Origin of the sequence: Gordonia sp. L191, assembly GCF_030077625.1 — a bacterium.
In the GTDB taxonomy this organism is placed as follows: Bacteria; Actinomycetota; Actinomycetes; order Mycobacteriales; family Mycobacteriaceae; genus Gordonia; species Gordonia polyisoprenivorans_A.
In genome coordinates, this window is record NZ_CP125996.1 from 1106291 (window position 1) to 1130628 (window position 24338).

11 protein-coding genes (1 of these 11 cut by a window edge) are annotated in these 24338 nt (G+C 69.2%); 7 read left to right on the plus strand and 4 right to left on the minus strand.

Going from position 1 to position 24338, the window contains the following annotated elements; all coding sequences use genetic code 11:
- The 4 genes from QNM97_RS04920 to QNM97_RS04935 all read left to right on the plus strand — a co-directional run.
- Positions 1–3582: the 3' end of a non-ribosomal peptide synthase/polyketide synthase gene (locus tag QNM97_RS04920; protein WP_283821839.1), read on the plus strand. 36729 nt of this gene lie to the left of the window's left edge; only the last 3582 of its 40311 coding nucleotides appear in the window; its start codon lies off the left edge, out of view; its stop codon occupies positions 3580–3582.
- Positions 3579–17321, plus strand: coding sequence for a non-ribosomal peptide synthetase (locus QNM97_RS04925; RefSeq protein ID WP_283821840.1), 13743 nt, complete (start codon positions 3579–3581; stop codon positions 17319–17321). The genes QNM97_RS04920 and QNM97_RS04925 overlap by 4 nt, the downstream gene beginning before the upstream one ends.
- A 98-nt stretch (positions 17322–17419) precedes the next feature.
- The gene (locus tag QNM97_RS04930; protein WP_208792161.1) at positions 17420–17653 is read left to right on the plus strand and encodes an MbtH family protein; all 234 of its coding nucleotides are present in this window, start codon (positions 17420–17422) and stop codon (positions 17651–17653) included.
- Between the two features lie 316 nt (positions 17654–17969).
- Positions 17970–18275 (plus strand): hypothetical protein, encoded by a 306-nt coding sequence (locus tag QNM97_RS04935; RefSeq protein WP_238534739.1) that lies wholly within the window; start codon positions 17970–17972, stop codon positions 18273–18275.
- A 50-nt stretch (positions 18276–18325) separates the two neighbouring features.
- Here QNM97_RS04935 and QNM97_RS04940 read toward each other — a convergent pair whose 3' ends face one another.
- Both QNM97_RS04940 and QNM97_RS04945 read right to left on the minus strand, forming a co-directional pair.
- Positions 18326–18832, minus strand: a complete 507-nt coding sequence (locus QNM97_RS04940; RefSeq protein ID WP_283821841.1) for a DUF4190 domain-containing protein — start codon at positions 18830–18832, stop codon at positions 18326–18328.
- 202 nt (positions 18833–19034) lie between these two features.
- A complete protein-coding gene (locus QNM97_RS04945; RefSeq protein WP_283821842.1) occupies positions 19035–19541 on the minus strand; it encodes an MTB12 C-terminal domain-containing protein in 507 nt (168 codons plus the stop codon).
- Between the two features lie 148 nt (positions 19542–19689).
- Here QNM97_RS04945 and QNM97_RS04950 point away from each other — a divergent pair, with 148 nt between their 5' ends.
- Positions 19690–20796, plus strand: coding sequence for an LLM class flavin-dependent oxidoreductase (locus QNM97_RS04950; RefSeq protein WP_123929537.1), 1107 nt, complete (start codon positions 19690–19692; stop codon positions 20794–20796).
- The gene (locus QNM97_RS04955; RefSeq protein ID WP_283821843.1) at positions 20793–21440 is read left to right on the plus strand and encodes a CE1759 family FMN reductase; all 648 of its coding nucleotides are present in this window, start codon (positions 20793–20795) and stop codon (positions 21438–21440) included. The genes QNM97_RS04950 and QNM97_RS04955 overlap by 4 nt, the downstream gene beginning before the upstream one ends.
- A gap of 34 nt (positions 21441–21474) precedes the next feature.
- On the opposite strand, the gene QNM97_RS04960 is transcribed toward QNM97_RS04955, so the two are convergent.
- Complete coding sequence (locus QNM97_RS04960) at positions 21475–22527, minus strand: pirin family protein (protein WP_283821844.1); 1053 nt, start codon at positions 22525–22527, stop codon at positions 21475–21477.
- 130 nt (positions 22528–22657) lie between these two features.
- Positions 22658–23434 carry an acetoacetate decarboxylase family protein gene (locus QNM97_RS04965; protein ID WP_283821845.1) on the minus strand — a complete coding sequence of 259 codons (777 nt, stop codon included), beginning with the start codon at positions 23432–23434 and terminating at the stop codon, positions 22658–22660.
- Positions 23435–23656: 222 nt separating this feature from the next.
- Between QNM97_RS04965 and QNM97_RS04970 the strand changes: the two genes are divergently transcribed.
- The gene (locus tag QNM97_RS04970) at positions 23657–24337 is read left to right on the plus strand and encodes a helix-turn-helix transcriptional regulator (protein ID WP_283821846.1); all 681 of its coding nucleotides are present in this window, start codon (positions 23657–23659) and stop codon (positions 24335–24337) included.
- Position 24338: the final 1 nt, after the last annotated feature.

Consider the following 24338-nt stretch of genomic DNA (forward strand, 5'->3'; position numbering starts at 1 on the left):
TCGGCCGACGGTGTGGCGATCACGCTCAAGTACCTGCCCGCCGTCTTCGACGCCGCGCAGATCGAACGATTCGCCGCCGCGGTACGCACGATCCTCGCAACGATCGCCAGTGCGCCCGACATCGCCTGCGGAGACCTGCAATTGGTACCCGTCGAGACCCGCCGGTCACTGACCCCGGTCAGCGGCGGCCCGGCCGCCACGCCACGACATCTGCAGGAGGTCTTCGCCGAGGTGGCCGCCGCGCACCCGGACACCCCCGCGGTGACCGACGCCGACGGCCGATCGCTGACCTACCGTGACCTCGACACCCGCTCGGCCGCGATCGCCCGCGGACTGCGGGCTCGCGGCATCGGGACCGACGCGATCGTCGCTGTGGCGCTCGGGCGCCGCGTCGACCGTCTGGCGACACTGTGGGCGATCACCCGACTCGGTGCCGCCTACCTGTCCATCGACCCCGGATACCCGGCCGACCGCATCGCGCACATGATCACCGATTCGGTTGTGCGCGTGGGCATCTGCTCTCCCGGTGAGGAACTCCCCGCACCGGGTGGACTCGACTGGCTGACCGTCGACGACCTCGTCACGGGCTCGCGCGAACACGGGACTGTCGAACCAGGGACCGGCGAACAGGACATGGGTCGCGACGTTCCCGGTGGATCGAACAACCTCGACGCCGTCGCCTACGTCATCTACACCTCCGGCTCGACCGGCGTGCCCAAGGGCGTGTCGGTCACCTACCGCGGTGCGCACAACTTCGCCGTCGCCGAGGTCGAGCGTTTCGGCGTCACCGCCGGCGACCGGGTGCTGGGCTTCGCGTCGGCCAGTTTCGACGCCTCCGTGCTGGAATGGCTGCTCGCGTCGGTCGCGGGTGCGACTCTGGTCTATCGACCCGACGACGTGCTCGGCGGCGCGGAGTTGACGGCGTTCCTTCGCGCGCAACACCTCTCGCACGTGTTCCTGACCCCGGCGGTCCTCGCGACCGTCGATCTCGACGCCGACCTGCCGGATCTGCGCGTCCTGATCGCCGGTGGCGAGGCGGTCTCGCAGGCGCTCGTGGCGGGCTGGTCGGACCGGGTGGCCTTCCACAACGCGTACGGGCCGACCGAGGCATCGGTGGCGGTGGCCATCAGCGCCGCACTCGATCCCACGGCACCGGTCCACATCGGCGGACCCATCGCCGGCGCCGGACTCCTGGTACTCGATGAGCGCCTGCACCCGGTCCCGGTCGGTGTGCCCGGCGAGTTGTACGTGACCGGAACCCCGCTCGCCCGTGGCTATCTGCGACGCCCGGGGCTGACCGCCGAACGGTTCGTCGCCGACCCGTACGCGCCGGGCGAGCGGATGTATCGCACCGGCGACGTCGTCCGGTGGGTCGCCGTCTCGTCCGGACCCTCCGACTCCAGCTCGTTCGACACCGGCTCGTTCGACACCGGACGGCTGGTGATCGAGTACGTCGGACGCAGCGACGACCAGATCAAGTTGCGTGGCCTGCGCATCGAACTCGGCGAGATCGAGACGGCACTGACGGCGCATCCCGCGGTCGACGCCGCCGTCGTGATCGGGGTCGGCGGATCGGTCGCGACCGCACTCGCCGCCTACGTCGTGACCTCGGGTGACGGCGGGACCGTGGCCGAATCGGCGACACCGGCCGACCTCATCGACTTCCTCGGTCGGCGACTGCCCGCGCACATGGTGCCCGCGGCAGTCACCGTCCTCGACCACCTGCCGCTCACGCCTGCGGGCAAGGTCGACAAACGTGCACTACCCGACCCCGTGCTCGACGCGGGTGAGCACGTCGGCCCGGCGTCGGCCGCCGAGGCCGCGGTGGTGGCGTGCTTCGCCGAGATCCTCGGTGTGACCAGTGTGTGGGTCACTGCGGATTTCTTTGCCCTGGGTGGTAATTCGCTCAGCGCCACCCGACTCGCGGCACGCGTCGGTGACGCGCTCGATGCCGACCTCGGTGTGCGTGACGTGTTCGAGGCGTCGACGCCGCGCGCACTGGCCCGGGTGGCCGCCGGCCGCGCCGGTGCACTCGCGCCGGTCCGGGCCGTCGTCCCGCGACCCGAGCCCGTACCGCTGTCCTTCGCGCAGAGCCGCGTGTGGTTCTTGAACCGCCTGCAGCCGGAGTCGGTCGCCTACAACATCCCGGTCGGGTTGCGCCTGAGCGGACCACTGGATCCCGAAGCACTGGCGCGTGCGGTGCGCGATGTCGTTGCGCGTCACGAGATCCTGCGAACCACATTTCCGACGATCGACGGCGAACCGGTGCAGTGGGTACACGGCCCCGACGACGTTCTCGCCCGCCTCGACTGGGCGGTGGTCGCCGACGAGACATACATGTATGCGGCCGCGTCCACCGGCTTCGACGTCACCGCGCGACCCCCGTTCCGGGTGCGGCTGTGGCACGCCGGCGACGACGACTGGGTCCTGCTCGCGGTCATCCACCACATCGTCGGCGACGGCGAATCGATGCGGCCCCTGATCGCGGACATCATCACCGCCTACCGGGCACGGGTGGCCGGCGAGAACCCCGAGTTCACGCCACTGCCGGTGCAATTCGCCGACTACGCACTCTGGCAACACCGCGAGCTCGGGTCCGCCGACGACCCGCAGACCGTCGTCGGACGTCAGCTCACCTACTGGCGAGAGCAGTTACGCGGGCTGCCCGACGTTCTCGACCTGCCCGCGAAGAATCCGCGGCCCGCGGTCGCCTCGCAGGCCGGTGCGCTCTTCGAGTTCGAGATCCCCGGCCCGATCGCCGACCGTGTGTCGGGTCTGGCGCGTGACCGTGGCGTCACCCCGTTCATGGTGATCCACGCGGCGCTCGCGGTGCTTCTCGCACGGCTCTCGGCGACCGATGACATCGCGATCGCCACCCCGATCGCCGGCCGTGGCCAGGCCGAACTCGACGGACTGATCGGCATGTTCGTCAACACGCTCGTCCTGCGGACCGTCGTCGATCCCGCGACGGGATTCGCGGAGTTGCTCGACGACGTCCGGGGCGTGGACCTCGAAGCGTTCGCACACGCCGACATCCCGTTCGAGACCGTCGTCGACGCCGTCGATCCGGTGCGTTCACAAGCATTCTCACCGTTGGCGCAGGTGCTGCTGACCATGGCGCAGCCGACACCGACCGACGCCGTCGCCGACGACTCCGGCATCGTCATCACGCCGATGACCCCGCCGGTGGTCGGTGCCCAGCTCGACCTGTCGATCAGCATCGGCGCGAGCGCTCACGGACCGTGGCGGTCGTCGGTGGTCTACGCCACCGACCTCTTCGACGAGGCCGGTATCGCCACGCTGGTGGCGCGTTTCGTCGCAGTGCTCGACGCGGTGACCGAGACGCCAGACGCTGCGGTCGGTGCCGCCCCGATCGTCGCCCCGGCCGAACGTGACACGCTGGTGCAGTGGTCGTCGGGCACGCCGGGACGCCATCCCGCGAGCACGCTGTCGACACTGATGTCGGACGGGGCGCAACCACGCACCGGCACTGACGGCGCGAGTACACGGTGGCACGGGGACAACCGGCACGGGAATAACTGGCATGGGGACACGGGGCACAGAGAGGGAGACAACGCGTGACCGAGGTCGTCCGGATGAGTGCCGCGTCGCCCGCCGTGGCCGTGGTGTGCGGTGACCGACGGGTCACCTACGCGGAGTTCGCGGCGCGCGTCAACGATCTCGCCCGATGGCTGATCACCGCGGGCGTCGGCCCCGATGTGGCGGTGGGCGTGGCGATGCCACGCTCGGTGGAGATGCTCGTCGCAATCCACGCGATCGTCGAGGCCGGCGGCCACTACGTCCCCCTCGACGCCGACGCACCGCTCGACCGGGTGCGATACATGCTCGACACCGCCGACGCCCGGATCGTCCTCGTCGTCGACGGCGCGTCCCCCGCGGCGATCGCCGACCTACCCGAAGCGATCCGGGTGATCGGCGTCGACACGTCGGTACCGATCGACCCGGCGACCCCGCCGATCGCCGACGCCGAACGGCTTGCACCGATCCGGCCCGACGATGCCGCCTACACGCTGTTCACCTCCGGCTCCACCGGGCGACCCAAGGGGGTGACGATCTCCCACTCGGCGATCGTCAACCGGCTCGAGTGGATGCGGGAGTGGTACGGCTTCAAGGACTCCGACGTCGTGCTGCAGAAGACGCCGATCACCTTCGACGTGTCGGTGTGGGAGTTGTTCCTGCCCGCCGCCGTCGGCGCGACCCTCGTGTTGGCCGAGCCGGATCGGCACGGCGACCCCGACCACATCGCCGACCTGATCACCACCGAGAACGTTACGGTCATCCACTTCGTGCCGTCGATGCTGGCCACCTTCGTCGACGTCCTCGGCCCACGCATGTCCGGATTGCGTTCGCTGCGAGCGATGTTCACCTCCGGCGAAGCGCTCGCGGCGGCCACCGCACAGGCCGTCCTGGCCGAATTGCCCGCGCTGGAGCTGCACAACCTCTACGGCCCCACCGAGGCAGCCGTCGACGTCACCGCCCATCACGTCCTGCCCGGCGAGGCCACCGTACCCATCGGTGTCCCGGTGCCGAGCACCACCACGTTCGTGCTCGACGCGCGGCTGCAACTCGTGCCGGTCGGCGTGCCCGGTGAGCTCTACCTCGGCGGAATCCAGATCGCGCGCGGTTATGCATCTGCCTCGGCGCTCACCGCCGAGCGCTTCGTCGCCGATCCGTTCGGGCCGCCCGGCACGCGCCTGTACCGCACCGGCGACCTTGTGCGCTGGAACTCCGCCGGCGAGATCGAGTACCTGGGCCGCACCGACTTTCAGGTCAAACTGCGCGGGCAGCGAATGGAACTCGGCGAGGTGGAGGCGGTACTCGCATCGGCCCCCGGTGTCGTGCACGCCGCCGCGGCCGTCGTCGACTTTCCCGCGGGAGCACAGCTCGTCGGTTATGTGAGCCCCGACGACGTCGACCTCGACGCCGTCCGCGCGACCGTCACGCGGGCCCTGCCGGAATACATGCGCCCCACCTTGTGGGTGCCGATGGCGGTCATGCCCCGCAACAGTGCGGGCAAGGTTGCCCGTCGCGCGCTGCCCCGGCCGGAGTTCGAGGTCCGTGAGATCGTCGCGCCCGAGACCGGACCCGAGGCCGAGATCGCCGCGATCTACGCCGACGTGCTGGGACTCGATCGGGTGAGCGTGACCGAGTCGTTCTTCGACCTCGGGGGCAACTCCCTGGCCGCGACCCGCGTCGCCGCCCGGGTGGCGCAGGCGCTCGACGCGGACGTCACCGTTCGCGATCTGTTCGACACGCCGACGGTCCGCGGACTCGCCGCCGCTCTGACCGGACGCCGGCGGACCCGGGCACAGCTCACGGCACGACCACGGCCGCAACGACTTCCGCTGTCGACCGCGCAGTCTCGGATGTGGTTCATCAACCAGTTCGACACCGACTCGTCGGCCTACAACATCCCGATGGGCCTGCGGGTGGAGGGTGCGGTCGACACCAACGCCCTGCGGCTGGCCGTCCTCGACGTCCTCGAACGACACGAGGTGCTGCGCACCGTCTACCCGTCCGACGATGCCGGTCCATACCAGCGGATACTCGAGATCGATGCGGCGGCAGGAGAACTCGACTTCGCGGTCACCGATGACGAGACCGAACTCGCCGCGAGTGCCGTCCGCGGGTTCGACGTCTCGAGCCGACTGCCGATCCGGGTGCGGGTGCGGACCGCCCGGAGTGGGGACCGCCCCGAGGAGGATGGTGCCGGGGAGGATGGTGCCGCGCATTCCGATGTGGTGATCACGGTGCACCACATCGCTTTCGACGGTGAGTCCTCGCCGGTGTTCGTCGGGGATCTGCTCAACGCCTATCTGCGACGCACCGGCGCCGGGATCGACGCGCCGCTGCCGCTGCCGGTGCAATACGCCGACTTCGCGCTGTGGCAGCGTGAGGTCGTCGGGGACGTCGCCGATCCCGGGTCGCCGGCCGCGGCGGCGATGGCCTACTGGCGTGCCCACCTCGCGGGGCTGCCCGCGGTCACCGACCTGCCGATGGACCGCCAGCGCCCCGCGGTGCTCGACACGACGGCGGGCGTCGTCTCCGTCGAAGTCGACGACGCGGTGGCGGCGAAGTTCGAATCCTTTGCCCGCGAACATGATGTGACGGCGTTCATGCTCTCGCATGCGGCGCTCGCCATCACCGTGGCACGCCTGGCCGCCACCTCCGACGTGGTGATCGGCGCGCCGATCGCCGGGCGCACCGACGCCGCGCTCGCCGATCTGGTGGGGATGTTCGTCAACACCCTCGTGCTACGCACCGACGTCGATCCGGCGGCGCCGATCGGTGACTTCGTGGCGGCGGTGCGCTCGACCGACGTCGATGCCTTCGCCCACGCCGACGTCCAATTCGACGATCTCATCGACGAACTCGCCCCCGAGCGCTCGACCGCCTATCCGCCGCTGGTGCAGATCGCGTTCACCCACGAATCGGCCGGCGCCCCCGCAGGCGCAGAGGCCGAGGTTCAGGTGGCGGGGCTGGCCGCACGCCCGCTCGGACCGCTGAACGCGGTGGCCAAGTTCGATCTGACGGTCGGCGTCGCCGACCGGTCCGCCGATCGTCCGATGCATGCCGACTTCCTCTTCGCCACATCGCTGTTCGACGAGGACACCGTCGTTCGGTTCGCGCAGACCTGGCTCCAGGTGGTCACCACGATGGTCGCCGACCCCCGGCGCGCGGTCGGCGACATCGACGTCGTCGACGATGCCGCGCTCTCGGCGATGCGCCCCAGTCGTAATTCCACCGGCGTTCTCGAGCCGGCCGCCGACGGCGGGATCAGCACACCCCGACCGCTCGTCGACATCCTCGACGCGCGGGTGCTCGACCCGGCCGGGGATGCGGTGATCTGCGACGGTGAGGCGCTCTCGCACAGCGAGTTCGACGAGCGCACCCACCGGTTGGCGCGTGAACTCATCGCCCGCGGTGTACGTCCCGACGACGTGGTCGCCGTCGGCCTCGAACGCTCCGTCGATTCCGTCGTGGCGGTATTCGGCGTTATTCGTTCCGGAGCCGCCTACGTCCCCATCGATCCGGCCTACCCCCAGGACCGCATCGACTACATGATCGCCGATTCCGGTGTGCGCCTGGGCGTCACCAACGCGGCGACCCGACACCGCCTGGGTACCGGCGGATGCGACTGGATCGATGTCGCGATTGCCACGGATCCCGCCCGCCCGGCAGCGCCGGTGACCGCGGCCGACCGTGCCGGCGAGATCGGCCCGGACACCCTGGCCTACCTCGTCTACACCTCCGGCTCCACCGGGCGACCCAAGGCCGTCGGCGTCGGCAACCGTGGCATCGCGACTCTCGTCGACGCCCTCCGGGAGATCACTGGAACCCCCGAAGAGGCGCCCGACACCCGCGTCCTGCACGTCGCCTCACCGAGTTTCGACGCCTCCGTACTGGAGATGATGTGGTCCGTCGCGCTCGGACACACCCTGGTGGTGGCGCCCCCGACCGCTTACGCCGGGGAGGCCCTCGGCGCCGTCCTGAGCCGCGATCGGGTGACCGACACCCTGATCACCCCGACAGTGCTCGCGACGGTCCCGGTCGAGCGTGGTCGCACGATCCGCAACCTGGTCACCGGCGGCGAGGCCTGCCCACCGGAACTGGTGGCGCGCTGGGCGAATGGGCGCGGTGCCGACGGACGCCGCATGTACAACTTCTACGGCCCATCGGAGGCGACGGTCTGGTCGAGCACCGGCCGCTCCGAGATGGGCCGACCGGTGACGATCGGCCATCCCGTCCGCGGTTTCACCGCCTACGTCCTCGATGCGCGACTGCACCCCGTGCCGCGCGGGGTGGTGGGCGAGTTGTATCTGGGGACCAGCGAGTCGTTGGCCCGCGGCTACCTGGGACGGCCGGGCCTGACGGCAACGTCCTTCGTCGCCGACCCGTTCACCGGAGTCCCCGGGCAGCGGATGTACGCCACCGGCGACCTGGTACGCGTGCGCCGCGACGGACAGATCGAATTTGCCGGGCGCGCCGACCATCAGGTCAAGATCAACGGACAACGCATCGAACTCGGCGAGATCGAGTCCGTACTCACCGATCTGCCGGACGTGGCCTCGGCGGTGGTCCTCGGTGTCGCCGACGACTCCGGGCGATCACGACTGGTGGCCTACCTGGTTCCCGACGACGGCGCCACCATCGACCCCGCCCGCATCGTGACCGCCGCCGGTGCACGGCTCGCCGGGCACATGATCCCGCACCAGGTGGTCGTTCTCGCCGAGTTGCCGCTCACCCCGGGAGGCAAACTCGACCGGGCCGCGCTGCCCGCGCCGGAGCCGGTGTTCGAGGCCGCCGATCGCGTCTCGCCGGCCACCGCCGCCGAAACCGCTCTCGCCGCGATCGTCGCCGGCCTCCTCGGTCGTGACGAGGTCGGCGTGACCGAATCATTCTTCGCCCTCGGCGGCGACTCCATCATGTCCATCCAGCTCGCCTCGGCAGCCAAGGCCGCCGGACTGACGCTCACCCCGCGAGACATCTTCGAACACAAGACCGTTCGCGCGATGGCCCGCGCGGCCACCGACGGTGCCACAGCACTGCCGGTACTCGCCGACCCACCCGGCGGACCCACCGGGCCGACCGAACTCGGCGCGATCATCTCGTGGATGGTCGACACCTCACCCGCACCCGAGGACTTCGCCGACTTCAACCAGTCGATGGTGCTGGCGGCACCGAGGGAACTGTCGGTCGACGATCTCGCGACCATGCTGGCGGCGGTCTGCGCGGCGCACCCGATGCTCACGGCGCGATTGGTCCGCGGCGCGGCCGGATGGGCGCTGACGACCGGCGAGCCGTTCGACGCGCATGCCGCCATCGACCGGGTGATCACCGACAGTGCCACCGGCACGGAAGGTTTCGACGAGTCGGTGCGCGCCGCTCATGCGCGGGCGGCGGCGCTCCTGGATCCGGCCGCCGGGCACGTGATGCGTGCCGCGCTGGTGGTCGGTGCCGACGCCGCCCGGTTGGTCCTGGTGATCCACCACCTGGCCGTCGACGCCGTGTCGTGGCCGATCCTCATCGAGGACCTGCTCACCGCGGCGGCCGCGGTGGCGGCCGGCACGGCGCCGGTCGCGCGCTCCGAGCCGACGTCGATGCGTGCCTGGCAACAGGCGCTGGCCGATCGGCGCGAGTCGCGGGAATCCGAACTGGCGCTGTGGCTCTCGCGCACCCCGGAGACACCCACCCGGCTGGGCGTCGACCCCGATCCGCAGCGGGACCGCCTACGCACGGTCGGCTCGGTGATCGCCCGGGTCGACGCGCCGATCACCGGGCCTCTGCTCACGGCCGTGCCCGAAGCATTCGGCGGCAGCGTCAACGACGTTCTCGCCGGTACCCTGTCGCGCGCGATCCGGTCCTGGCAGCAGCAGCGCGGTATCGCCGACGATCAGGCGGTGACGATCCTCGTCGAGGGCCACGGCCGACACGAGGACATCCTCGAGTCCGGCCCGGACCCGCGTCGCGCCGACCTCTCGCGCACCGTCGGATGGTTCACCACCCTGATCCCGATGCTCGTCGACCCCGGTGCCGACGCCGTGCACGCGGTCAAGTCGGCCAAGGAACAACGACTGACGATCCCCGATCACGGCATCGGCTTCGCCGACCTGCGTTCGGTGGCGAATTCGCCTCTGGCGCAACGACCGCTGCCGACGATCGCCCTGAACTACCTCGGCAACCGGGCCGCCGCCGACGGCGGGGGAGAGGTCGGTGACGCTGTCGGCGCCGACTTCCTGCCCGCACCCGATGCCCCGTTCCTGCCGTCCTCGGTGTCGGGGGCGATGCCGGTGATGGCGCCGCTGACCATCAATGCCGCCGTCACCACCGGTGCGAACGGTCCGGTGCTGGCCGCCGATCTGCGATTCGCCGAGGCCGTACTCTCCGAGGCCGACGCCACCGACATCGCCGAGCGGTGGCGGCGAGAACTGGCCGAACTCACCGAGGCCGTCGACGCCGGTGTGCCGGTGGGTCTCTCACCGTCGGACGTCCCCGGCAGCCACGCCACCCAGGACGACCTCGACGAGGTGGCGGCGCGTTATCCCGGGGCGGCGATCTGGCCGCTGTCGCCTCTGCAACGCGGCCTCTACTTCCAGTCGGTGCTCGCCGGTACCGGCCCGGCCACGGCCACCTCGGGTGGCGCTGCGGACACCGCAGACGACGTCGTCGATGCGTACGTCACCCAGGCGGTGCTCCGGCTCGGCGGGAACGTCGACCTCGACCGGCTGCGTACGGCCGCCGACGAGTTGTTGCTCCGGCACCGGGTGCTCGCCTCCGGGTTCGTACGGGCCCGCAGTGGTGCGGTCCTCGCGGTGATCCCGCCCGAGGCACGGGCCGGCTGGCGGGTCGTGAGCCTCGCCGACGACGCCGCGGCACCGGACCGGGTGGCCGAGATCGCGCGGCAGGAACGCAACGAGCCGTTCGACCTCGCGTCGCCGCCGCTGCTCCGGGTGGTGGTGATCGGTCACGGCGATCAGACCGATGTGGTGATCACCAACCACCACATTCTGTTCGACGGCTGGTCGGGGCCACTGGTCCTGGCCGACCTGATGGCGCTGTATGCCACCGGATCGGCCTACACCGGAGACGGATCCGGGGGAGACTTCCGGGACTTCCTGCACCACATCGGCCGCATCGACGACCGCGCCGGGCTGCAGGCGTGGGCGCGACGACTGGCGCGCGCGCAGGGGCCCACCCTCGTCGCACCGGGTGCCGAGGCCACCGCCGAACACCGACCCGCCGAACACATCGTCGCCGTGTCGGCCGAACTCACCGCCGCACTGGAGGATTCGGTCCGTCGACACGGCACCACCCTGGCCACCGCGCTACAGGTCGCCTGGGCGCTGCTGGTCTCGCGGCTCTCGGAGTCGCGCGTGGTCACCTTCGGGGAAACCGTGTCGGGCCGTCCCGCCGACCTACCCGGCGTGGAGAACATGGTCGGGTTGTTCATCAACACGCTGCCGGTGGTCGTCGACGTCGACCCCGACGCCACGCTGGCGGCCGTAGCGAGCACCCTGCAGGACGACAAGACCGCGGTCCTCGACCACCAGCATCTCGGTCTGCCCGAGATCATCGCGCACAGCGGCGTTCCCATCGCCTTCGACACCCTCACCGTGCACGAGTCGTATCCGGTGGACACCGCCTCCCTGTCGTCGGCATCGCCGACGGCGGTCGGGGGACTACAGGTGCGCGGCGTGGACGTCAGCGACTCCACCCACTACCCGCTGAACCTCGCGACCTCGGTCCGCGGGGATCGGCTCCACCTGCGATTCGCGTATCTGCCCACGGCATTCGACGAGACGCAGATCATGGTCTTCGCCACCGCGCTCACCCGAATCCTGCAGACCTTCGTCGACGCACCGGACACCCCGATCGCCGAAGTGCCGCTGGTGGATTCGGCCACCGCGTCACTCCTCGACGAGTGGTCGCACGGCGCGGTGGTATCGCTCGAGGGCGATGCGGTCACCGACCTGCTGGCCCGCCGCGCCGCCGACACCCCCGACGCGATCGCGGTGATCGCCGACGAGCGAGAGGTCACCTACGCCGAGTTGCTCACCCGCGCGAGCATGCTCGCCCGTGAGCTGATCGTCTCCGGAGTGGGACCGGATATGGCTGTGGCCGTGTGCATCCCGCGTTCGGTGGAGATGATCGTGGCGATCCACGCCGTGTGGGCCACCGGTGCGCAGTTCGTGCCGATCGACACCGGTGCACCGGCAGATCGGGTGCGCTACATGACCGACGTGGCCGCCGTGTCACTCGTCCTCGTCGGACCCGGCCCGATCCCCGACGGGATCGCCGCACTCCCCGATACGCGGACCCTGACGGTCGACGCCGCCACTGCCGTGGCCCCCGGTGCCGTGGATTCCGGTGCCGTCGACGCCGTTGGCGTCGCGATCACCGCCGGCGAACGCCTCGCGACGGTTCGTCCCGAGCACGCGGCCTACACCATCTTCACCTCCGGATCCACCGGTCGGCCCAAGGGTGTCACCGTCTCGCGGCGCGCGCTGAGCACGCACCTGGCCTTCGACCGCGACTACTACGGATTCGGCCCGGACGACGTTGTGCTGCAACAACTCGAGTACACTTTCGACCCCGCGATCATCGAGATCGTGCGCCCCGTGGTGTGCGGCGGACGGCTCGTCCTGCTCCACCCCGGAGAGCATCGCGACCCGGTGCTGGTGACGCGCCGCATGATCGATCACGGCGTCACCTCGGCGACGCTGGTGCCCTCGGTGCTCGGCGCGATGGCCGAGATCGTCGACGAATCCGACCTGGCCGAACTCACGGCGTTGCGGTTGGTGCACACCGGTGGTGAGGCGCTCACCCGTCCGGTGGCCGACGCGATCGGGCGACTGCTGCCCGCCACGGAACTGCACAACCAGTACGGTCCCACCGAGACGACGATCTACGCTGCGGTGCAGCACATTCGGCGCGACGGCCACACGGTGCCGATCGGCCGGCCGCTGTGGAATACCGCCGCGCTCGTCCTCGACGCGCGTCTGCGTCCGGTGCCGCCGGGACTGCCCGGCGAGTTGTACTTCGGTGGGGATCTCGTGGCTCGCGGTTACGCCGGCCAACCCACCCTGACCGCCGAACGGTTCGTCGCCGACCCCCACGGACCCGCCTGCGCTCGGCTCTACCGCACCGGCGACCTGGTGCGCTGGAACGCCGAGGGTGAGCTGGAGTACCTGGGCCGCAGCGACTTCCAGACTAAGCTGCGCGGACAACGCATCGAGCTCGGCGAGATCGAGGCCGTGCTCACCTCCGCCCCGGGGGTCGTGCATGCCGCCGCGACGGTGGTCGCCACACCTGCCGGTGAATTGCTGGTGGGTTATCTCGCCCCCGACACCGTCGACCTCGATGCCGTCAAGGCCACCGTGACCCGGGCGCTGCCGGAGTTCATGCGGCCGACCATCTGGGTGCCGCTCGAGCAGATGCCGCTCAATACCGCCGGCAAGATCTCACGCCGAGAACTACCTGCGCCGCAACAGGTGTCGGGGGAGATCGTGGCACCGTCCACCCCGGCCGAACAGGTGCTGGCCGAGGTCTTCGCCGGCGTGCTCGGCGTCGAGCAGGTCAGTGTGACCGAATCGTTCTTCGATGCCGGCGGCAACTCGCTGTCGGCGATGCGGGTGGCGGCGCGCGCCGGTGAGGCGCTGGGACGCGAGATCTCGGTCCGTGACGTCTTCGAGGCGCCGAGCATCCGGGAACTCGCCGCCCTCGCCGGCGACCGGGGCGCAGCAGGCCCGGCGATGGTGCCACCCGCGCCACGACCCGACCGCGTGCCGCTGTCCCTTGCGCAGCAACGCATGTGGTTCATCAACCGGTTCGACCCCACCTCACCGGCCTACAACGTGCCCGCGGCGCTGGCCCTGCACGGCGCGTTGGACGTCGAGGCCTTGCATGCCGCGGTCCTCGACGTCGTCGCCCGCCACGAGATCCTGCGCACCACCTTCCCCGAGAACGCCGGTGTGCCCGAGCAACTCGTCCACCCGGCATCCGCGCCGGTCGACTGGCAGATCGCCGGGAGCCGTGACGACCTCGAGGCAGCGGCGACAACGGGATTCGACGTCACCGTCGATTTCCCTTTGCGCGCCCGGTTGTGGTCGGCGAACCCCGAGGAGCACGTCTTCGTGCTGGTGCTGCACCACATCGCCGCCGATGGCGAGTCACTGGCGCCGCTCGTCGCCGATCTGGTGACCGCGTACCACGCACGGGTGGCCGGAACGCCACCGCAGTTCGAGCCGCTCGCACTGCAATTCGCCGACGTCGCGGTGTGGCAGCACCGGCACCTCGGGTCGGTCGACGAGCCGGGCTCGATCCTGCACGCGCAGTGGGGCTACTGGTCACATCAGCTCGCGGGACTGCCCAGTGTGCTCGACCTGCCGACGGATCGTCCGCGTCCGGTGGTCGCGTCCACCCGCGGAGCGACAACACATTTCGAGATCGACGCCCCGATCGCCGAGCGGATCACCGCACTCGCCCAGGAGTATCGGGTCACCCCGTTCATGGTGATTCACGCCGGGCTGTCGGTACTGCTCGCCCGGCTCTCGGCGAGCGACGACATCGCGGTCGGCACGCCTGTCGCCGGCCGTGGCCGACCCGAACTCGATCCGCTGATCGGCATGTTCGTCAACACCCTGGTCCTGCGGTCGGACTATCGGGCTCAGGAGTCCTTCCATGGCCTGCTCGAACGCATCCGGGGCATCGATCTCGACGCGTACGCCCACGCCGACATCCCGTTCGAGACGCTGGTGGATCACCTCAATCCGGTTCGCTCGGAAGCGTTTGCGCCACTGACCCAGGTCCTGCTGACCCTCGAACAGTCGGTGATCGCCGAACTCGCCGGGGAGTCGGTCGCCGGCGGTGAGGTGGCCGGTCTGCAGGTCCGTCCGCTGTCGATCGGGGAGATCCCGGCCAAGGTCGACCTGCTGTTCTCGGTGACCCCGGCGACGGCAGGCCACTCCTGGTCCGGCGCCGTGCAGTACGCCACCGATCTGTTCGACGCGCACCGCGTCGAGGCGATGGCCGCGAGTCTGGTCGGTCTGTTGGATCGGCTGACCGCCGAGCCGGGTACCGCGGTCGGTGACGCACCGCTGCTGCGGGGCGACCAGGTCGACGAGCTGGTCCCGGTGTCCGGGGGGCCCGAGGTGGCGCCCATGGTGCTCGCCGACATCTTCGCCGCGGCGGTCGGCGGCCAGCGCAGACGTACCGCGGTCGTCGACCCCTCCGGTTCCGCACTGTCCTACCGCGACGTCGATGCCCGCTCGAACCGGCTCGCGCGATGGCTCATCGCCCGCGGAATCGGCGCCGAATCACTGGTGGCGCTGGCGATCCCGCGGTCGGCCGATCTGTTCGTGGCGATCTGGGCGGTGGCCAAGACCGGTGGCGGCTACGTACCGATCGACCCCAGCTATCCGGCCGAGCGCGTTTCGGCCATGATCGAGGATTCCGGGGCCGTCCTCGGCTTGTCGATCGCGGCCGTGGGTGACCTGCCGGGTGAGGACTTCGAGTGGGTGGCAACCGATCACGAGTCGACCGCAGCCGAGGTCGCGGCGATGGACGACGCATCGATCGGCGCCGAGGAGCGGCTGCGGGCGGTGCGGCCGGACAACGTGGCCTACGTCATCTACACCTCGGGCTCGACCGGAAGGCCCAAGGGCGTCGCGGTGTCGCACACCGGACTGTGGAACTTCGCACGCGCCGAATCCGCGCGACTCGGCGTCGGTGACGGGCCGATCGTGATGGGCTATGCGTCACCGAGTTTCGACGCGTCGGTCCTCGAATACCTCCTCGCCGTGGCCAACAACGGCACCCTGGTCTATCGACCGGCCGACGCCGTCGGCGGGGAGGCGTTGCAGGAGTTCATGATCGACCGCGAGGTGACACACACGTTCCTCACCCCGACGACCCTGTCGACCCTCGACCCGGCCAGGTTGCCCGCGGTGGAGTGTATCGCCGTCGGTGGTGAGGCCGTCCCGCAGGCGCTGCAGGATCACTGGTCGGCGCACGTCCGGATGCAGAATGCGTACGGTCCCACCGAGACGACGATCCTCACCAACATCGGGGAGATCGCGACTCCGGGGGCGCCGGTGCGGATCGGTGCGCCGCTGCACGGACTACAGGAGGTCGTCCTCGATGCCCGGCTGCATCCCGTGCCCGAGGGTGTCGTCGGCGACTTCTACATCGCCGGGTGCGCGTTGTCTCGGGGCTACCTCGACCGCCCGGGCCTGACCGCCGAACGCTTTGTCGCCGCGACGTTCGGTGCGCCCGGTACACGGATGTATCGCACCGGCGACCTCGCACGCTGGCGCCGCGGCCCCGACGGACGTCACGTGATCGAATACGCGGGCCGCAGTGACGATCAGGTCAAGTTGCGCGGACTGCGGATCGAACTCGGCGAGATCGAGGCAGAGCTCGGCCGGCACCGCATCGTCGACGCCGCCGTCGTCATCGGGGTCGGTGCTGAAGGAGCTGGGGGATCGGTGGCCTCGGCGCTCGCCGCCTACGTGGTCCCGACCGATCCCGACGCCGATCAGGCGACTCTGATCACGGATCTCCGCGCGCACCTCACCCGGCGGCTCCCGGCGCACATGGTGCCCGCGTCGATCACGGTGCTCGCGCACCTGCCGCTCACCCCGGTCGGCAAGCTCGACAAGCGGGCATTGCCCACGCCGGAGATCGGCGAGCGCGAGATCGAGCCGCTGCGCAACGATGTCGAGCGTGCCGTCGCCGCCGCGTATGTCGAGGTGCTCGACATCGACGAGGTCGGCGCGGGTGACAGCTTCTTCGATCTGGGTGGCAATTCGCTGTCGGCGGCGCGGGTCGCGGCGTATCTGCGCGGCGAGCATCAGCTCGAGATCGAACTGGCCTGGCTGTTCTCGGACGCGACGGTGCGCGGGCTCGCGCAACGCATCACCGGGGCCGACGCCGCGACCGCCGACGTGCTGATCACCCTGCGCGCCGAGGGTTCGCGACCGCCGCTGTTCTGCGTCCACCCCGCCGGTGGGCTGGCCTGGTTCTACGGCGGGCTGGTGCCCTATCTGGCCGATCGGCCGATCTACGGCCTGCAGGACCCGCATGTGGTCGGTGGCGAACCGTCGATCACCGATGCCCACGCGCTCGCGCAGCGTTATGTCGCGCAGATCCGCGAGGTCGCACCGCACGGCCCGTATCGCATCCTGGGCTGGTCGGTCGGTGGCGTGATCGCACATGCGATGGCCACGCATCTGCAGAACGAGGGCGAGACCGTCGATTTCCTCGGCGTCATGGACTCCGTACCGGAGGACCCGGGGGCCACCGAGCGGACCGTCGAGCCCGACCCCGAGGCGACCGGGCCAGCCGGCGACGGGCCGGACGGTTCGGTGGTCGTCGACGTCCTCGGTGGCTGGCGCGACCTGTTCGATCTCGGCGACGACGTGCAGGCGTCCACGTCGGAGGAGGTCACCGCGATCATCCGGACACAGATCGAGGGCATGGGGTTGCTGGGCGCCGACCAGGTCGATCGCATCATGACGAGCTTCGAGTTGTCGCCCCAGGTGGTCCTGGACTTCGTGCCGGCGGTCTTCAACGGTGATCTGCAGGTGTTCACCGCGACCGAGGACAAGGACGATCCGCGCAGGATCGCCGAGGGATGGCGTGCCCACGTCTCCGGGGAGATCCGCAACGTCGACGTCGCCACCCACCATCTGGGGATGGCCGATGCGGCGTCGCTCGCCGTCATCGGTCCGGTGCTCGACGCCGAGCTTCAAGCGCTCGATTCCCTACCGGAGGAGGGCAGGAGACCGGGGCGGGGTTAGTGCCGCCGACAAGGTCGGGGACGGTACGGTGAGACACGACTGAGGTTCACCTAACCGCCTCGAGGACAACGACGATTGACTGAAGGAGTCGAGTAGAGATGACGAACCCATTCGACGACGAGAACGGCCGCTTCTACGTGCTCGTGAATGATGAGAACCAGCACTCGCTGTGGCCGACGTTCGCCGACATCCCGTCCGGCTGGACCAAGGTGTTCGGTGAGGATTCCCGTGCGGCGTGCCTGGAGTACGTGGAGAAGAACTGGACCGATCTGCGCCCCAAGAGCCTCATCGATGCGATGGAGGCGGACAAGGCAGCCCGGGAGAACGGCTGAGCTGTCGAACGCAGGACGAGATGTCACGAAACGTCGCCGGGACCCCAGTGGTCACGGCGACGTTTCTTTTCAACATCAGACTCAGTAACCTCATGGATCACTCACGTCACACGCTCTATCGTTTCTGTTGACGGATATACCGATGTTGTTGTGGGCGTTACCAGTTTCAGTGTGTAATCCGCCACATTTCGCGCGGTAAGGTACCCATATCGTTACGCAGCGATTGATGCTTGATCGCAAGAAACCCTCGGTCGACGGGGAGGTTGATCGAAGGGTGATGACCATGAATCAAGTCAGCCGGGTGGGGGAGTGTCACATGAATGAACTACTGCAGGACATCCGCGACAGAGCGGACATGACGCCGTCGTTGCCGGCGGTGCGCTTCGGCGGGCACATGGTGACCTACGGCGAACTCGATCAGGCTCTCGACTCCTTCGAGGTGGTCATGGCGCAGCACGGCATGTCGCGTGAGGCGGCGTTCTACGCAGCCGTGCTCCACTCGGTCCCGGCGTTGGCCGAGATCTCCGACCCCGACGAGCAGGGCCGCAACATCGACCAGGTGGTCGCCTGGCTGGGCCGTCATCTCGAGCCCACCGTCGGACATCTGCGCGTCGCCGGCTGATCCGTCCCGGCCTGCGACAGCAGCGCGCGCACTTTGTGCCGCGCGCGGCTCTACAGCAGCGAGCCGACCATCAGGACGAGCGCGAGAATCGGTAGCCCGACCAGGGCGCTGCCCGTCCCCATCACGATCGACGCCACAGCGCGACCGGTGCCACGCATGCCCGGTGTTCGACGGATCGTGCGTACCGCGGCCACTCCCGAGATGATCGCCAGTATGCCCAGCACACCACCGATGCCGAGTGCCAGGGTCAGCGGCACCGAGGCGACGCCGCACACCACCGCTGCGGTTGCCGCCGGAGCGGTGCGTCCACGCGGATAGACGACAGGTCCGACGCCCGATGTTGTGAGCTCGGGGATCGGATCGAGTTCGGCCCGGCCCCACAGGTCGCCGATCGGCGGCAGCGGCCCGTCCACGACATCGCTCCGGGCGCTGGGGATCTCGGAGAGCGGGGTCTCGGGTTCCACGGGTTCATCGACCAGATCGTTCACCTGAGGCCAGCGCGCATGACGATCGGTCACCGCGGGCGCAATCGGACGGGTGACCTGATCGGTTCGCACAGCGCCTCCCTCGGCATCGATGTCCCGGCCGTCACCGGGTCCTGCCATGCTACCGGCGCTCGCGTCGGGCAATCCGGTCCCAGCGTGATCGGTCCCAGCGTGATCGGTCCCAGCCGCATCGGTTACAGCCACACCGGTCGCAGATGCACGAGCGCCGCACCGGAGGCTTCCGGTGCGGCGCTCGGGAGTACGGCGTCGGTGGTCAGTGACCGCCGGCCATCGACTGCAGGAAGGTCACCGCGTCACCGGAGAGCTTCCAGCTTCCGTCGACCTTGACGAACTTCATCTGCAGTCCGCTGGCCGAGTGTGCGCCGCCGACATCGAAGGTCACCAGTGCGGCATCGTTGCCGTCGCCGCTGACCTTGGTCACCTTGTAGGTGTAGCCCATCTGCTTGGAGCCCTTGGCGAAGGCCTGGATCGCGGGCTTGGTCAGCGGGCTGCTGGTGTCGACGACGGCGTCGAGATCGGCACTGGAGGTGTCGGGGTTCAGTGCCTTGTCCAGGATGGCCTGAGCCGCTGCGTTGTCGAGATCTGTGGGAGCGGGTGCGTCACTGCCGGAGGATTCCGCGGCGCTCGATTCGGCGCTCGTGGCCACCGACGTGCTCGCGGTCGTGGTGGAGGCGTTGTCGTCGCTGCTCGAGCAGGCGGCGACGGTGAAGACGGCGGCACCGGCCAGGGCGGCCGCGGCAACGGACTTCCGAAGCTTCATGATTCTGACTCCCATCGAGGATCGGGTAAGCCCACACTAACTCACCCAGGTCAGCGTGCCCGGAAGACGGGTCATCCGGTGTCCGGAATTAACCGGACCATGGTCCGGTTAAGCTGGATGACAGTCCCGAAATCCCAGGAGGCGCGACATGCAATTCGGACTCTTCAGCGTCAGCGACATCACGGTGGACCCGACCACGGGAGTTGCTCCCACCGAGCACGAGCGCATCAAGGCCATCGTCGAGATCGCCAAGAAGGCCGAGGACATCGGACTCGATGTCTTCGCACTCGGTGAGCACCACAACCCGCCGTTCTTCTCGTCGTCGCCGACGACGACGCTGGCCTACATCGCCGCACAGACCTCGACGCTGAATCTGTCGACGGCCACCACCTTGATCACCACCAACGATCCGGTGAAGATCGCCGAGGATTTCGCGATGCTGCAGCATCTCGCCGACGGGCGGGTGGACCTGATGCTCGGCCGCGGCAACACCGGCCCGGTCTATCCGTGGTTCGGCAAGGACATCCGGCAGGGCATTCCGCTCGCGATCGAGAATTATCATCTGCTGCACCGGCTCTGGACCGAGGAGGTGCTCGATTGGGAGGGCAAGTTCCGCACCCCGCTGACCTCGTTCACCTCGACGCCCCGACCCCTCGACGGCGTCGCGCCGTTCGTGTGGCACGGGTCGATTCGCAGCCCGGAGATCGCCGAGCAGGCCGCCTACTACGGTGACGGCTTCTTCGCGAACCACATCTTCTGGCCCGCAGAGCATTTCCAGCGTCTGATCGACTTCTATCGCGAACGCTACGAGCACTACGGGCACGGCAACGCCAACCAGGCGATCGTCGGGCTGGGCGGACAGTTCTTCATCCGCAAGAACTCCCAGGACGCGGTCCGCGAATTCCGGCCGTACTTCGACAACGCACCGGTCTACGGGCACGGTCCGTCGTTGGAGGATTTCAGTCGGGAAACCCCATTGACGGTGGGTAGCCCGGCCGAATTCGTCGACCGCACATTGTCTTTCCGTAACACCTTCGGTGACTACCAGCGCCAGCTGTTCCTCATCGACCACGCGGGTCTGCCGCTGAAGACCGTCCTCGAACAACTCGACGAACTCGGCGCGGTCCTGCCGGAGTTGCGCAAGGGATTCGCCGAGGGACGTCCCGCCGAGGTTCCGGATGCACCGACGCATGCCTCGCTGGTGGCGGCGCGTGATACCGCACAGGAGCCCGTGGAACACGAGGTGCAGGCATGATCCGACTGGTCGCGGTCAATGCCGGCCTCGGCGAGCCGTCGTCGACGAGGATGCTCATCGACCGGCTCACCTCGGCGGTGACCGGTGTGCTCGGTGAGAACCGCGTGCAGACAACGACCATCGATCTCCGCGATCTCGCCGTCGACCTCGGCCGGTCGATGGCCGCGGGCTTTGCCACCGGTGCCGCCCGCGCAGCCATCGACGCCGTGCAGGGTGCCGACGCCTTGATCGTCGCCACCCCGGTCTTCAACGCGTCCTACTCGGGCCTGTTCAAGACATTCTTCGATCTCGTGGACGTCGACGAGATGGCGGCCACGCCGGTCCTGATCGCCGCGACCGGTGGAAGCCCACGGCATTCGATGGTGCTCGACCACGCGCTGCGCCCATTGTTCGGCTACCTGCGCATGATCGTGGTACCCACGGGTGTCTATGCCGCCGCCGAGGATTGGGCGGGCGGCTCCGGTGACACCACCACCCTCGGTGATCGGATCGACCGCGCCGCACGGGAACTCGCGGCGCTGCTCGAAGGCAGCAAACAGCAGACCCGGGCAGTCGCGGATGCGTTGTCCGACAACGACAACCACAGCGACACCGCCGCCGAGTCCGCAGGCATCGCGAACTTCGCGCGGCTGCTCGGCACCTGAGCGCTCACCCCTCCCGCGTTCACCCCTCCTGCGCTCACTTCTCCTGCGCCCGCCCCGGCACGTTCTCCCGCGCCCGCAGGCGCGTACCGGGGAGCGTGGGGGCGGGCAGGTGCTGGATATCACCGGTGTATCCCTGCACCTGCCCGAAGCGCTCACTGTGGGCCACCCACTCCTCGCGGAAGGCGACGATGTCGTCGTGGCTGCGCCCGATGAAGTTCCACCACATCACGATGTCCTCGTTCAGCGGTGCGCCGCCGAGCACCACGATGCGTGCGGTGTGTTCGGCGTGGTTGCGCAGAGTGAGGGTGTTCGCGCCGAGTCCGACGTACCCGAGTTCGGTGCGTTCGAGGATGGGGGCGGTGGAGCCCACGATCTCGACACGGCCGGTGTCGACGAGGAATCCGTGTTCGAAGTCGTCTCGGACGTCGAGGCTGATCTCGGCCCCTGCCGGTAGGTGGAGTTCGGCACCGAGAAGCGGTGTGAAGGTGTGCACGGGGGAGGTGCTGCCGAGCAGCTCCCCGAGGAAGACACGTGCGGTGGCCTCACCGACAGTGATCAGCGGTGGCGCGTAGTGCGCGAAATCCCGTGGCGTGTCGACGGCGTCGGCGGGCAGGGCGATCCACAGTTGCACGCCGTGGAGCACCGTGGTGTCGGGGGTGGACACCTCGGTGTGGGCGATGCCGTGCCCCGCGGTCATCAGATTGAGTTCACCCGGCCGGACCATCGCATGGTTGCCCATGGTGTCCCGGTGTTCGATCTCACCGGTGAACAACCAACTCGCGGTTTGCAACCCGGTGTGCGGATGCGGTGGCACGTCCATTCCGCCGGTGGTCGAGACGTCGTCGGGACCGTAGTGGTCGGCGAAACACCAGGCGCCGATCAACGACCGGCTGCGCTGCGGCACGGTTCGGTGGACGGTCATCGCGCGCGGACCGCCGAGGGGGACATCACGCGAGGTGAGGACCTCGACGCGCAATCGGCCTCGTTTCTCGTCCGAGGAGTTCTGCGCGACCGAGTTCTGGGCGACCGAGTTCTGGGCGACGGTTCGACATTCGACCTCCGCCGGCTGGGCTTCGATATTGCTCACGTGCGACACCGCCTGACTGGCTGGGGACGGTCGCGGCTGTCGGCGACCGGGGCTGGGACGACCCCGCCAGTCTACGGATTCGATCCGTCGGGTCCCCGGCTCACGGAGTCACCCCGCTCGTGGTTGTTGCTCAGACGACCTCGGCGTCGTCGAAGGTCATGGCGAGGCTGCGCACCGACGTCGTCATGAGCGCGTGCCGCGACAAGCGGAGAGCGCGCAGTTCGTCGGCGATCTCGTGGTCGCCGAGGTGCAGGCGGGCACCGCCGAGCCGGGTCCGGGTGCCGGTGATCGACCGCAGTCGCCACGGCGTCATCCGCGGCGTGCCGTCGAGCTGCGAGTACGCATGCAGCGTGGTCTCCACCGAGGATGCGGGCATCGGTATGCCCGGCTTGACGGTGAGGTCGGCGATCAGCCGACCGTCGACGCTCACCCGGCCGTGCCGGGTCGTCGACTCGTGGTCGACGTCGAAGTCGGCGAGAATCTTCGGGAATCCCCAGATCCCGCGTCCGGCGGCGAGGGTGAACTCACCGTCGACCGGCAGCCGGTGGATCAAGGCTCGGGCGTCGCCGGCGAACAGCGACCGCAACCCGGACCAGGAACCGCCGGCCCTGGAGTCGCCGGGGGCGTCGTCGGTCGTGGTCGGATCGACGAGGAAGCACACCCCGAATTCGTTGTAGGGCCCGAGGTCGCCGTCGATGTAGTCGACGAAGACGAGCATGCACATACCCCGGTCGCGACGTATCCGCAGCGGTGCCAGCGCGCCACGGGTGTCGCCGGCGGCGACGATCGCGGTCTGCATCGCCCTCGCGTCGGCGGTGAACCCCGCGACGAAGCAGCGTGCGCGCCGGATCTCGACCGGCATCGTCACCGTCGAGCCCAGGACCTCATGTCGGGAAGGGTGCGTCATCGTTGGTTCCTCGCCTCGCCGTGAGTCGGTTCTAGAACATGTTCTACTTTTTCCGTCGCGGTGATACTACGCGGTGAGCCGCGCGACGACGCCGGGATCGAGCCACCTGATCGGATGAAAAACGCCATCTCTCAGCGCCACGAGCAGCGCCGATCGGATATGTGCGTGGTATCTGACACCTGAGGGATTCGTCGGTGGTGACAATCGGGAGGTCGGTGCGCGATGCGAGGCGACGGTGTGTTGCGGGTCGGCATGGTCGACGACCACCGCTCGCCGATCTGGGGTGTCGAGCGGATCCTGGAGGGCGAACCCGATCTGGAATTGGTGTGGGCGGCGGCGACGGTCGACGAGGTGCTCGCCACGGGCGAGCCGCTCGACGTGGTGCTGCTCGACCTGCGTCTCGACGACGGCACCACCCCTCGGCAGAACGTCGCTCGGCTCCGTGAGGCCGGGATCGGCACCGTGGTCTACACCTCCGGGGAGCATCCGGCGCTGTTGCGATCGGCCGCGAAGGCTGGTGCGCTCGGGGTGGTGCTCAAGTCGGCGTCGGAGGACGAGATCCGCGGGGCGCTACGCGATGCGGGACAGGGCCGCGCCGTGCTGACCACCGAATGGGCCGCCGCGCTCGACGGCGATCCGGAGCTCGCCGCCGTCGATCTCAGTCCCCAACTGCAGCGGGTGCTCGCGCTGTACGCGTCGGGGGAGACCTCCGCGGGCGTCGGTGCGGTGCTCGGGGTCACCGCGGAGACGGTCAACGAGTACCTCAAGCGCATCCGCGCCAAGTACGCCGACGCCGGGCGTCCGACCCGCACCAAGATCGACCTCTACAAGCGTGCGATCGAGGACGGATGGCTGCCGATGCCGCGACGTGGCGACGGCGACGAGACCGAGCCGCCACGATGAC

Coding starts and splice junctions, on each gene's coding strand:
- QNM97_RS04930 (WP_208792161.1), top strand. CDS start 17,420: ATGACGAACCCATTCGACGACGAGAACGGCCGCTTCTACGTGCTCGTG.
- QNM97_RS04935 (WP_238534739.1), top strand. CDS start 17,970: ATGAATGAACTACTGCAGGACATCCGCGACAGAGCGGACATGACGCCG.
- QNM97_RS04945 (WP_283821842.1), bottom strand. CDS start 19,541: ATGAAGCTTCGGAAGTCCGTTGCCGCGGCCGCCCTGGCCGGTGCCGCC.
- QNM97_RS04950 (WP_123929537.1), top strand. CDS start 19,690: ATGCAATTCGGACTCTTCAGCGTCAGCGACATCACGGTGGACCCGACC.
- QNM97_RS04955 (WP_283821843.1), top strand. CDS start 20,793: ATGATCCGACTGGTCGCGGTCAATGCCGGCCTCGGCGAGCCGTCGTCG.
- QNM97_RS04965 (WP_283821845.1), bottom strand. CDS start 23,434: ATGACGCACCCTTCCCGACATGAGGTCCTGGGCTCGACGGTGACGATG.
- QNM97_RS04970 (WP_283821846.1), top strand. CDS start 23,657: ATGCGAGGCGACGGTGTGTTGCGGGTCGGCATGGTCGACGACCACCGC.